This is a genomic window from Lysinibacillus sp. FSL R7-0073, assembly GCF_038009065.1.
Lineage (GTDB): Bacteria > Bacillota > Bacilli > Bacillales_A > Planococcaceae > Lysinibacillus > Lysinibacillus fusiformis.
In genome coordinates, this window is sequence record NZ_JBBPAS010000001.1 from 1,686,838 (window position 1) to 1,698,751 (window position 11,914).

General features: G+C 35.7%; 13 protein-coding genes. 10 read left to right on the forward strand and 3 right to left on the reverse strand.

Annotation, left to right across the window (positions count from 1 at the left end):
* Positions 1-5: 5 nt before the first annotated feature.
* From MKY88_RS08000 to MKY88_RS08015, 4 genes are read left to right on the forward strand one after another with little or no spacing between them, the layout of a single operon-like run.
* Complete coding sequence (locus MKY88_RS08000) at positions 6-620, forward strand: pyroglutamyl-peptidase I (RefSeq protein ID WP_193831487.1); 615 nt, start codon at positions 6-8, stop codon at positions 618-620.
* Positions 604-1,299 carry a 5-oxoprolinase subunit PxpB gene (gene pxpB / locus MKY88_RS08005; protein ID WP_340813346.1) on the forward strand — a complete coding sequence of 232 codons (696 nt, stop codon included), beginning with the start codon at positions 604-606 and terminating at the stop codon, positions 1,297-1,299. The genes MKY88_RS08000 and pxpB overlap by 17 nt, the downstream gene beginning before the upstream one ends.
* Positions 1,300-1,302: 3 nt before the next feature.
* On the forward strand, positions 1,303-2,166 hold the full coding sequence (locus tag MKY88_RS08010) for a 5-oxoprolinase subunit C family protein (RefSeq protein WP_328202215.1): 864 nt from the start codon (positions 1,303-1,305) through the stop codon (positions 2,164-2,166).
* On the forward strand, positions 2,163-2,906 hold the full coding sequence (locus tag MKY88_RS08015) for a 5-oxoprolinase subunit PxpA (RefSeq protein ID WP_340813347.1): 744 nt from the start codon (positions 2,163-2,165) through the stop codon (positions 2,904-2,906). Before MKY88_RS08010 ends, MKY88_RS08015 begins: the two co-directional genes overlap by 4 nt.
* An 81-nt stretch (positions 2,907-2,987) precedes the next feature.
* Here the strand turns inward: MKY88_RS08015 and MKY88_RS08020 are convergent, their stop codons facing one another.
* From MKY88_RS08020 to MKY88_RS08030, 3 genes are read right to left on the reverse strand one after another with little or no spacing between them, the layout of a single operon-like run.
* Positions 2,988-3,542 (reverse strand): phosphatase PAP2 family protein, encoded by a 555-nt coding sequence (locus MKY88_RS08020; protein WP_328202211.1) that lies wholly within the window; start codon positions 3,540-3,542, stop codon positions 2,988-2,990.
* 7 nt (positions 3,543-3,549) lie between these two features.
* Positions 3,550-4,515 carry an LCP family protein gene (locus MKY88_RS08025; protein ID WP_069480798.1) on the reverse strand — a complete coding sequence of 322 codons (966 nt, stop codon included), beginning with the start codon at positions 4,513-4,515 and terminating at the stop codon, positions 3,550-3,552.
* Between the two features lie 16 nt (positions 4,516-4,531).
* Positions 4,532-5,182: a helix-turn-helix domain-containing protein gene (locus MKY88_RS08030; protein ID WP_193831493.1), complete on the reverse strand. Its 651-nt coding sequence runs from the start codon at positions 5,180-5,182 to the stop codon at positions 4,532-4,534.
* A gap of 342 nt (positions 5,183-5,524) precedes the next feature.
* On the opposite strand from MKY88_RS08030, the gene MKY88_RS08035 reads away from it, so the two are divergent.
* From MKY88_RS08035 to MKY88_RS08060, 6 genes are all read left to right on the forward strand, one after another.
* Positions 5,525-6,799 (forward strand): cation:dicarboxylate symporter family transporter, encoded by a 1,275-nt coding sequence (locus MKY88_RS08035; protein ID WP_083244635.1) that lies wholly within the window; start codon positions 5,525-5,527, stop codon positions 6,797-6,799.
* Positions 6,800-7,136: 337 nt separating this feature from the next.
* Positions 7,137-8,552: an ABC transporter permease gene (locus tag MKY88_RS08040; protein WP_328202205.1), complete on the forward strand. Its 1,416-nt coding sequence runs from the start codon at positions 7,137-7,139 to the stop codon at positions 8,550-8,552.
* A gap of 12 nt (positions 8,553-8,564) precedes the next feature.
* Positions 8,565-9,248: an ABC transporter ATP-binding protein gene (locus tag MKY88_RS08045; protein WP_340813349.1), complete on the forward strand. Its 684-nt coding sequence runs from the start codon at positions 8,565-8,567 to the stop codon at positions 9,246-9,248.
* Positions 9,249-9,332: 84 nt separating this feature from the next.
* Complete coding sequence (locus tag MKY88_RS08050; RefSeq protein WP_340813350.1) at positions 9,333-9,584, forward strand: hypothetical protein; 252 nt, start codon at positions 9,333-9,335, stop codon at positions 9,582-9,584.
* A 215-nt stretch (positions 9,585-9,799) separates the two neighbouring features.
* A complete protein-coding gene (locus MKY88_RS08055; protein ID WP_008176378.1) occupies positions 9,800-10,462 on the forward strand; it encodes a response regulator transcription factor in 663 nt (220 codons plus the stop codon).
* A complete protein-coding gene (locus MKY88_RS08060) occupies positions 10,455-11,897 on the forward strand; it encodes a sensor histidine kinase (protein WP_340813352.1) in 1,443 nt (480 codons plus the stop codon). The genes MKY88_RS08055 and MKY88_RS08060 overlap by 8 nt, the downstream gene beginning before the upstream one ends.
* Positions 11,898-11,914: the final 17 nt, after the last annotated feature.

Consider the following 11,914-nt stretch of genomic DNA (forward strand, 5'->3'; position numbering starts at 1 on the left):
CTAACATGACAAAAATATTATTAACGGGATTTGAGCCATTTTTGGATTATAAGCTTAATCCAACTATGCAAATTGTAGAAAACTTAAATGGTGAAAAGATAGAAGATTATCATATTATAGGAAGAATTTTATCTGTAGATTTTCAACAATCTGCCGAGCAGCTAAAGCGACATATTGAGGAAATAGAACCGCAAATCATTATTTCGTTAGGGCTGGCAGGGGGGCGTTATAAACTAACGCCTGAACGAATTGCTATTAATGTGAAAGATGGGGAGCCCGATAATAACGGCTACACACCTGTTGATGAGAGCATTCAAGAGGAGGGGGCAGATGCTTATCTGACGAATTTACCAATTCGCCAGATGGTTAATCGCCTACAAGCAGAGGGCTATCCGGCTGAAATCTCTAATACAGCAGGTACTTACTTATGTAATAACATTATGTATGAGGGGCTTGTGTATGCGCAGCAACATGAAGGGGTACGTGCTGGCTTTATTCATATACCTGCTTCCTTTGAATTAGCCATTCAACATGGCAAAATCCCAGGCTGGCATATTCGTGATTTAATCGCTGCTGTGAAGCTTTGCATTGAGGAGACAATACGTGCAGGTAATCATTGAATTTCCTCAGTCAATGTGGATTAGCAAGAATACGATTCGTTTTTCCTTTAAGGAAGAAATATCCCACCAAAACTTTTATGCAGTACAAGCATTTAATCGATTTCTGAAAAAACAACTACGACATCATCTTGTCGAGTGTGTTGCAAGCTATCATACAGTTACAGCTTATGTGAAACAACAAATAGATATAGACCTTTTAAGAAGGCAATGGCTGGACAGTCAAACATCCACAACCATTGATGACAGAACGAATAGACTATTAAAAATCCCAGTTTGCTATGATGAAGAATTTGCCTTAGATAGGCAACGAGTGATGGACTATACAGGTCTATCATTTGAGGACATGAAAATGCTACACATGTCCAAAAGCTATTATGTTTATTTAATTGGCTTTTTACCAGGCTTTCCGTATCTTGGAGAACTTGATTCTAAATTATTTGTACCTCGCTTAGAGAAGCCGAGAGCGTCGGTGTCTGCAAGTTCTGTTGGAGTTGGAGGTGGACAAACAGGAATCTATCCTGTCGATTCACCTGGTGGCTGGAATATTATCGGAAAGACGCCATTTGAGCTTTTTAATGTCAATTGTAAAGAGCCATTTCTATTTGAACTTGGTGATGAAGTTCAGTTTTATGAAATAACTAAGCAACAATATTGGGAAATGAAAAGCAAAGGAGTGTAGCGATTGAAGCCACTTCTGCTCATAACAAAACAAGGGGTTTATGGTAGCTTACAAGATAAAGGAAGGTTTGGCTATCGAGCATTTGGTATTCCGTTATCTGGACCAATGGATCATGTTTCATTTCAAACGGCCCAGCTGATTTTACAAAATCATCATAACCAAACTTCTTTCGAAATGTTCGTGGGTGGTTTTGAATTTGAGGCATTGGCTGATGGGCTCTATGTTTTAACAGGCGGTCATGGTGTATGCATGATCAATGATGCAGCCATTGAAATGTGGAAAACATTCCACTTAACAAAGGGCGATAGGTTAACGATTAAGAGTGTGAGTCAAGGCTCTATCATTTACTTGACACCGCTTGGAGGGTTTACTTCAACATTGGAGCTTGGTAGTACCTCATACCTCTCTCAGGGGAATCTAGGTACGGAGATGACAAAAGGAAGTATCTTATATGGACAAATAGCCTCTCCGTTAAAATATAATAGAGGTCTTTATGCTCCATATCGACCGACTTTTGACAATACGATTACTGTTAGAATTTTTAAGGGTCCTCATTTTCATTTATTTACGGGAGAGAGTCAGCAACAATTTTTGCAAAATCCTTTCCAGTTTAGCGGTGGTAATCGAATGGGCTATTATTTAAAAGGCCCTGTTTTACAGCTAAAAGAAATGAAGGAAATTCTATCTGAAGCGACACAGTTTGGCTCAATCCAAGTGCCTCAAAATGGGAATCCCATCATCTTAATGGCCGATGCTCAAACAGTAGGAGGCTATCCTATTATGGCCACTGTTCATGAAGATGATTTACATAAAGTAGCCCAAATGCGTATGTTTAACACAATACATTTTGCACTGGAGGAAATGTGATACGAATGGATATTAATTGTGATCTAGGAGAAAGCTATGAAGCGTTTTTGACGGGAAGAGACGAAGAGATATTAGATTATGTGACATCAATCAATATTGCGTGTGGCTACCATGCGGGTGATCATTCCATTATGCACCAAACAGTTCGTCATGCAATTGGCAAAAATGTTCATATTGGTGCACACCCAGGGTATCCTGATCGTGAAGGATTCGGACGAAGGGATATGGCGTTTAGTCCAGCAGAAATTTACGATATGATTGTCTATCAGGTAGGGGCACTGCAAGCGTATGTCCATATCGAAAAAGGGACATTACATCATGTCAAGCCACACGGAGCACTATATAATCAAAGTGCAAATGATAGGGAGAAAGCTTCAGCCATTGTTCATGCGGTGTACGATCTCGATCCTCAGCTTATTTTATATTGTTTAGCAGGTAGCCAGATGGCAGAAATCGCAAGGGGTAAGGGTCTTCAAGTATATGAGGAGGTTTTTTCTGATCGCCGTTATCACTCTGATGGCACATTAGTGAGCAGACAGGAACTGAATGCCTTAATACAAACTGATGAAGAAATGCTTGAGCATGTAAAAGGTATTTTAATGGCAAATGAAGTATTGTCTGTACAGTCTCAAATAATAAAAATAGCGGCGCACACCTTATGTATTCATGGAGATGGTCCTCATGCATTGGATTTTGCTAAAAAGATTGCAGCACTTAGAAAGCAGCTACATCAACAATAAAGTAGATGGCTTCATGCATAACGGATTAAAACGCAAAAAAGTTCGCATAAAGAGCGAACTTTTTTGATTGGAAGAGCATTATTATTTCACATACATTTTCCTGTGATTTTTGGAGTCTTCAAAAAGACGAATGAGCCACATCACTATGTAAGTTACCCCTAATCCAATACAAGCACCTGCTAACACATCTAGCGGGTAGTGTACACCGATAAAAATTCTCGAAAATGCCATGATGCTGGCCATCAAGATGAGTACAGCTCCAATTTTTCTTCGTTTCCAAAACAAAGCAAACGCTAAGGCAAATGCACCTGCCGCATGATTACTTGGAAAGGATGGGTCTAGATTTGATTTTTCAAGTAACAATATTACGCTATGATTGACGAATGGACGTGGTCGAAAATACACCATCTCAATGATTTTATCGATACCAAGTGTAAGAATAGCAATCGTTACAGCGTATACTACTATTTTTCTATTTTCAAGCTGATTTTGAGAGTTTGAAAACCATAGCCATATCAAAATTAGTCCAAATAGGATAGGGCCATATTTTGAAAATAAGAGGACAAGTTGATCTAAAATAGGGTATTGTCCAGCAAATTGGTTGAGTAGTTTAAAAAGTTGATAATCTATCGTCATATTTTCTTTAAGAGGAAACTCCTTCTAGTTTAGACATTTGTACATCATCCTCAGTGGATAAAAACTTTTCTAATTCACTTTTATTCTTTTCCAAATCAATATCTAGTACTGCGCCTACATTTACATGTCTGTTTTCAAAAGAACTGGCAACTGGAATCCGTAAAGTATTTACCCCATTAGAGTGCCCATCCATTAAACCTTTCCCAATCGCAAGAATTGTTTTTTTGTCAACATTTGTATCGATGTATGCCTCTGCCACACCTAATATTTTCGGTAAATTCATGAAGCTTTGAAAGCTAATTTGATCTTTAACCTTTGTCATAATTTCCTGCTGACGTTCCACTCGTCCAAAATCACTTAAACGATCGTGACGGAATCGTACATATGCTAATAACTGGTCACCATGTAAAGTTTGTTCTCCCGGAAATAATGTCATGCCAATGCCATATGACATTTCATAAGGAATGTCGACATCAATCCCATTGGGTGCTAAAAGATCTACAATTTTAGGGAATCCTTCAAAATCAACGATAGCATAGTAATTTACATCAATATCAAAGTTTTGCTTAATGGTCTTCCTAACAAGTTCTGGACCTCCAAAAGCAAACGCAGCGTTTATTTTATTCTTTCCGTAATCTGGGATATCAACATACGTATCTCTCATAATGGAAACGATTTTTACTTGATTCGTCGTTTGATTATAGTGTCCAATCATTAAGGCATCAGATCTACCTTCATCGCCTCTAGTATCACTACCTATCAATAGGACATTAATCTCCCCAAATTGTAGGTCTGCGCCTTGGAATGGCTCAAAAGTTTCTTCAGCCTCAGCTTCATTTTTACTGTCGTCTTCTGCCATGGCCAATCCACTATTGTACTGATAAAACCAATAAATAATCCCCAATATGATCATCAATACGAATATGAAACATGAATTTTTTAGCCATCTACGGCTTGTTTTACTACTTTCCATAAATTAATGAATCCACCTATCCGTTATTTTTCAACAAAGATTTTCCGGTAAGTTGTACAGCTATTGCATCATCCAAATAACCAATAGGAAAAACATAATCCGGAATTACATCTACAGGAATAATAAAATATAATAATGTGCTTCCTATTATTGTTAATTCAAATAGTGTACCTTTATCTGTTGTAAATTTTTCATATAACTCTTTTAACTTATTTATAAATGGACCAACACTACCTACTTTTTGAATCTTTTCATTAAAACTCGTATGAATGGTATGTTTGCCTTCTTCCGTTTGAGAAAATAGACCATAATCGTCTAATTTTTTTTCAACATCCTGCACTGAAAACTGGTTGTCGTACACATTTGATGCCTTAAGAAAGGTTTGTATGGCATCAACAGAGGTATGAATATCTGATTGTGACTCTTCTTGTCTTTGTTCCATAGGATATCCCGCTGCTTCAAATAGCTGAATAAAAGGAACACCAAGGCAGTCAGCGAATTTTTCTAAATGTTGTGGGGTAGCTTTGCGTTTATTGTTGATAATCCGTGAAATCGTAGCCGTATCGATTCCTGTTAGTTCACTAAACTTCCGCATAGATAATGAACGTTCTTTCAATAGCTCTTTCAACAATAAACCTAGAGTCGTATTTTCTTTCATTTCCGTCATATTCGATTCTCCCTTCTTCATGTAAAAAGATCATTGAACAGAAGTGTATAATGATGTTGACGAAATGTCAACACTTAGCGATTATAATACTGCCATATAGTAATAACAGTAGCATGCCTGCATTTGATTAGTTAAAGGTTTATTAGCATTTTGGAGCGTCTTCAATTGCGGTGATAGCCTGATAAATCTAGAAAGGATGCACTTAATTGTAAGAAGCGGATAAGCTTTATATTCAGACTTTTCTAAAGAAAACAAAAGTTTTTTCATCGGATTTTGTCGGATTCTATAAGTATCTCTTATTATTAGGCAAGACAAAAAAATAATATTAGGAGGTACGAAGGATTGAAAAAGATATTTAAAATTAGTTTAGCCAGTCAAATTTTAATCGGTTTGATTTTAGGGATTATTGTTGGCGGTATTTTTTATGGAAATCCTAAAATTGAAACCTATTTACAACCATTAGGGGATATTTTCCTGCATTTAATTAAGATGATTGTGGTGCCGATTATAATTTCGACGTTAATCGTAGGTGTTGCTGGTACTGGAGACATGAAACAGCTTGGACGATTAGGCGGGAAATCCATTATTTATTTTGAAATTATTACAACAGTAGCTATCGTAGTTGGATTACTTTCCGCGAATATTTTCCAGCCTGGCGCAGGTTTAAACATGAACGAGCTTTCTCAAGGTGATATTTCGAAATACGTGTCAACTACAGAAGAAGTACAGCATGAAGGACCGTTTGATATTATTGTAGGCATTGTACCGACCAATATCATTCAGTCAATGGGTGAAGGCGACATGCTTGCGATTATATTCTTTGCTGTTATTTTTGGTTTAGGTGTTGCGGCCATTGGTGATCGGGGTAAACCAGTTTTAGACTTCTTCCAAGGGGTTGCAGATGCGATGTTCTGGGTAACTAACCTTGTGATGAAATTTGCACCACTCGGGGTATTTGGGTTAATTGGTGTAACCGTTTCCAAATATGGATTCGCCTCTCTAATACCTTTAGCTAAACTGGCTATCCTTGTTTACGCTACAATGCTATTCTTTATATTTGTTATTCTTGCACTAGTTGCAAAATTCGTAGGTGTCAATATATTATTTTTAATTAAAGTATTAAAAGATGAGCTCATTTTAGCATTCTCGACTGCAAGTTCAGAGGCTGTGTTGCCACGAATTATGTTGAAAATGGAGAAATTAGGGGCTCCGAAGGATATTGTATCCTTTGTTATCCCAACCGGTTACTCCTTTAACTTAGACGGATCAACGCTGTACCAAGCGATCGCTGCATTATTTATAGCGCAAATGTACGGTATTCACCTAAGCATTGGTGAACAAATTACGTTAATGCTTGTATTGATGGTTACATCGAAAGGGATTGCAGGTGTTCCTGGGGTATCTTTCGTAGTACTTCTAGCCACTTTAGGTACTGTCGGCATTCCATTAGAAGGTCTAGCATTTATCGCTGGTATTGACCGTATTCTTGATATGGGACGTACAGTTGTTAACGTAATTGGTAACTCATTAGCGTCATTAGTAATGGCGAAATGGGAAGGCCGTTTTGATACAGTTAAAATGAAAAATTACTTTAAGGATAATGAAAATTTAGCCTAAACTTTATCACAATGTTTAGCGTTAGTTAACATAGAAAACACCTTTCGTCGATAAATGGTTTTTAACCATTATCAATCAACGTAAAGGTGTTTTTCAGTCTACTTGATTAGTATTGCCTATAGACTTTAAAAGATTAAACTTAATCTCTTTTTCAATAGTTGGAATTATGTTATGTGCATCCTTCATCTGCTACATTTCTTTTTACGTTCACTGGATTTACCATGACGGAAGAGGATGACTCACATAAACCCCCTAATTTCTCTAGATAAAGTTTTCACGCTCTCCATATTAACTCCAGATAGGTCAAATATATTTGAACTACCAAGGAGGTAAGGAAATGAATTTTATCAAACGTGCATTTTTAAGTGTGCAGGCAAGGAAAGGGAAATCGATTATATTATTTACAGTATTTTTAGTAGTTTCCAATTTAGTATTAGCCGGTTTCGCCATACAAAATGTGTCACAGAAGGCGAATGACCATGCTAGACAAACATTAGGTGTAGACGTAAGTCTTCGAATGGATGAAGAAAAGCTTATGGAAAACGTCGCAAAGCAGCGACAAGAAAATCCAAACGGAAAAATACAACACCCTGAGCTTTTTGCAGATGATGCAGATCAGTTAGCTAAATCACCATATGTAATAGACTATAACTATCTTAAAAGTGACATGGTTATAGCAGATGATTACACACCTATTAACGATGCTGAAGGTGATGATGGGGTAAGCGGTGCAGTCGGTAGTAGTGTCTCTGGAAATATGAAAATGCCTAATACGTTTCTTCAAGGTGTGAGAAGTTCTGAATTATTACAAGAATTTACGGATGGAACACATGAAATAATGGAAGGTCGTTCAATTACATCTGAGGATAAGAATAGGAAAGTAGTGCTAGTTGAAAAGCGATTAGCAGAACAAAACGAGCTTCAAGTTGGTGATATGATAAAGGTCCAATCAATGGAAGGGACAACTGAAGTAGAGTTGGAAATAATAGGGGTATATAAAAACTCTGGTATAACTGACTTCGAGGAAAACTTACCAGCTATGATGCATCCATCTAACAAACTATACACAAATTATGACTCGACGAAAGAAAGCGATGAAAAAAATTCAGTCATTAATGAAGCAATCTACTACTTAAATGATCCAGAAAATATAGCAGATTTCAAAACCGACGCAAAGAAAAGCAATATTGATTTTGATTTGTTCAAGTTAGATGCACATGATGCTTTATATCAGAAAATGGTTGGTCCTATTGAGAATATTGCTGCTACTTCAAAATGGATGGTCTATTTAGTATCCATTACAGGATCAATTATTTTAGCTCTTATTATTATGTTAACAATAAAAGAGCGACGTAAAGAATTAGGCATACTCTTAGCAATCGGTGAGAAAAAGAGAAAATTAATTGGTCAATTATTAGTAGAAGTATTATGTATAGCCGTACTAGCATTTGGTATTTCTACAATTACAGGTGAAACAGTATCTCAAAAAATGGGAGATAGTTTATTACAGCAAGAGGTTATTGCCTCTCAAGAAAATCAACAAGAATCTAATAATTTAGGATTCTCATTTGGCATGATGAATAAGCAAGATAATGATGTGGAGCCTATCGATGATATTGATGTAAGTATAACTTCACAAGATGTGTTGAAGTTAGGTGGATTAGGACTGTTAATTGCCATATTATCAACGCTTCTTCCAGCACTATCCATTCTTCGCTTAAATCCAAAAGAAATACTATTAAAAGATGAGTAGGAGGAGTCCCACATGGACACAATATTACAATTTAAAAACCTATATTATTATTATGTAAGCAATAACAGGAAGAATATTTTACTGGAGAATGTGAATTTTACGTTTGAGAAAGGCTGTTTCTATAGCGTTTTAGGTCCTTCAGGCTCAGGAAAAACCACAGCACTTAGTTTGGCAAGTGGCTTAGATAACCCGAAGGAAGGACATGTGCTCTATAAGGGGAAAGATATAAGGAAAATTGGTTTAGATAAATATAGAAATAAATTTGTATCGGTTATTTTTCAATCCTATAATCTGATAACGTACATGACGGCCCTTCAAAATGTAGTAACAGCTATGGAAATTACAGGGGTTAAAGTAAAAGATAAAAAGAAAAGAGCTCTCGAATTATTAGAAATGGTAGGCTTGACCGAATTAGAAGCAAAAAGAAAGGTTTTACAGCTTAGTGGTGGTCAACAACAACGTGTAGCTATTGCTCGTGCATTATCTAGTAATGTGGATTTATTAATTGCGGATGAGCCGACGGGTAATTTAGATGAGAAAACCTCGGCTGAAATCGTTGAACTATTTCAGGAATTAGCCCATCAAGAAAATAAATGTATTATTGTTGTGACGCATTCACAGGAAGTGGCCAAACAATCTGATAAGATTATTTACCTTAAAAACCGCAATTTAGTTTGTGAAAATTTGAATAAGTAAACTTAGCTAATCAAAGAATGGGAGTGGTATAAATGTGGACAAAAATAGTAACCTCATTAGGCTTAGTCTCTATAGGTGTCGCTATTGGAATGCTTACTGGCCTTCAATGGTGACTTAGGTGACAATGAAAGCAATATGTATCAGGATTATAATTCGTATTTAGATGAAATGAATCCGGCTCAGGGGGATTGGGAATCTCCAAATCCGAGAGGTGAACTGACCCCAGAACAATGGGAGGAGTTCACATCAAAATCGGGTGGACAAATGCCTGAGCAGTGGGATCCCTCCACACCTCATTCAGAAGAAAGTATACAAGGTTCTACATCTCCATATTAATTTTCTTTCATAATTATCGTAAAAAATAGCATAAAACCTCCAAAGATTTGATGGATCTTTGGGGGTTTTTGTACCTGAAGGTTACCCTGTTCTTATGAAATGGATGTATGACTTTGATCGTAGGATTCATATAAAATTTTTTAGGAATAATGTAGGTATCTTCACATAAACTACAGATTGCGTGGTTATAATGGCTAACTAGGGGGGATATCTTAATGAACTATAATATTTTAGTAGTAGAAGACGATTTAGAAATTCAAGAATTAATTAAGCAGTTTTTGATGACACAAAATTATACGATTGAAGTGGCATCTGATGGAGTAGAGGGAATAAAAAGATTAAATACACAATCATTTGATTTAATTCTCCTTGATGTCATGATGCCGAATCTCAATGGATTTGAAGTGGCCAAAATGCTACGCAACCAATCTAATATACCCATAATATTTTTAACTGCGCTAGAAGAAGAACAAGATCAAATGAAAGGCTTTGATCTTGGTATTGATGATTATATAACTAAGCCGTTTTCATTTCATGTGCTGATCAGACGAGTACAAGCGGTTCTTAGAAGAAGCAATCATAAAAATTGGGGAAATCATTTAAATTTTAATGAACTGAATGTTGACTGTGACGGGTATAAAGCTTATGTAAATAAGGAGGAAATACCATTAACTACAAAAGAATTCGAAATTTTACAACTACTACTCCATAATGAAAAAAAAGTGCTTACTAGAGAAATCATAGTAGAAAAAGTTTGGGGCTACGATTATTCGGGAGAAACACGGATGATTGATACTCATATAAAAAATTTAAGAAAAAAATTAAATTTACCCTATATTAAAACAGTGAAGGGTATCGGATACAAAATCGATGAATAGGATTGTGAACTTCATGAAGATGAAAAAAATAACCTATAAGCTCTTTATGATTACTTCACTTATATTGCTATCGTTTGCGGTCTTAATTTATTTAACTTTATACTTCTTCCTTCCAACATTCTACGAGCAATATAAAACAAATCAGCTCCAATCCGGCATAGCAGAAATAATTGATAAATCTAAGAGTTTAACAGTAAGAGAAGCGAAAGAGCTATTGGATGAGTACTCCAAAGAAAATAATGCAATCATTTACCTACAAGAAAAGAACGGAAATATTATCTATTCGCCTTCTTTTAATTTTCAAGGAAATACGCAATCATCCATTATTACCGGAAAAACATCACAAAATGAAGAAACTGTTAATGCCTATAATCATTCATTGCCCATACAATTTCTGAATGAACGTAATTTAATGGTTACTGTATTCGCGACATTTCAACCCATCGATGAGGCCTCTCAGGTTTTAGTACGTTTTCTTCCTTATATAAGTATCATTGTTGTTTGTATTGGTTTGGGCAGTGCCTATTTATATTCAAGGTTCATTACAAAACCACTTCTCTATATAAATGAACGTGCACAAAAGATGGCAAATCTTGATTTTTCAGAAAATATAGTAGTTCGTTCTAATGATGAGTTGGAGGAGCTATCTAATAGTTTAAATGAGATGTCGAATAATTTGCAAAAAACAATGGATGATTTACGAATAGCCAATGAACAATTAAAAGATGATATTGAAAGAGAAAGAAAAATCGAAACAAAACGGAGGGAATTTTTTGCTACAGTTGCACATGAGTTAAAAACTCCACTCACTGTAATGAAAGGGTATATAGAAGGGATGATTTATAAAATTGGACCTTATGAAAATCGTGACTTCTATTTAGAAAAAAACCATAAAATTATAGAAGGTATGGATCAACTTGTCCGTGAAATTTTGAGTATGTCCAAACTAGAACAAAATATATTTAAAATACAAATGAAAGAAACAAATCTCTCAAATTTAATTGAGACGATAACGAAAGACCTCGTTTTTTTTGCATCTCAAAAGGAGATTACTGTTATAAATAAAATCCCCCCGAATCTTTACGTATTTTCAGATAATGATTTACTAGAAAAAGCATTTAAAAATATTATCCATAATGCAATTATGTATTCACCACAAGGAGAAACAGTCTATTTAGAATTGACGGAGGATTCCAAAGAAAATCAAATTCAAATCCAAGTCGTTAATACCGGTGTACACATTAAAGCAGAGGAACTACAACAATTATTTCAGCCTTTTTATAGACTCGAAAAATCAAGAAATAGGAACACTGGTGGGAGTGGATTAGGCTTATATATCGTCAAGCAAATATTTATATCACTCTCAATAAATTATTCTTTTAATAATGTTGAAAATGGCATTCGATTTTTAGTTACATTTCCTCAAATTAAATAAATGGTACGAAGATTGGC

Coding starts and splice junctions, on each gene's coding strand:
- MKY88_RS08020 (WP_328202211.1), bottom strand. CDS start 3,542: ATGACGATAGATTATCAACTTTTTAAACTACTCAACCAATTTGCTGGA.
- MKY88_RS08030 (WP_193831493.1), bottom strand. CDS start 5,182: ATGACGGAAATGAAAGAAAATACGACTCTAGGTTTATTGTTGAAAGAG.
- MKY88_RS08060 (WP_340813352.1), top strand. CDS start 10,455: ATGAATAGGATTGTGAACTTCATGAAGATGAAAAAAATAACCTATAAG.
- MKY88_RS08025 (WP_069480798.1), bottom strand. CDS start 4,515: ATGGAAAGTAGTAAAACAAGCCGTAGATGGCTAAAAAATTCATGTTTC.
- MKY88_RS08045 (WP_340813349.1), top strand. CDS start 8,565: ATGGACACAATATTACAATTTAAAAACCTATATTATTATTATGTAAGC.
- MKY88_RS08040 (WP_328202205.1), top strand. CDS start 7,137: ATGAATTTTATCAAACGTGCATTTTTAAGTGTGCAGGCAAGGAAAGGG.
- MKY88_RS08000 (WP_193831487.1), top strand. CDS start 6: ATGACAAAAATATTATTAACGGGATTTGAGCCATTTTTGGATTATAAG.
- MKY88_RS08055 (WP_008176378.1), top strand. CDS start 9,800: ATGAACTATAATATTTTAGTAGTAGAAGACGATTTAGAAATTCAAGAA.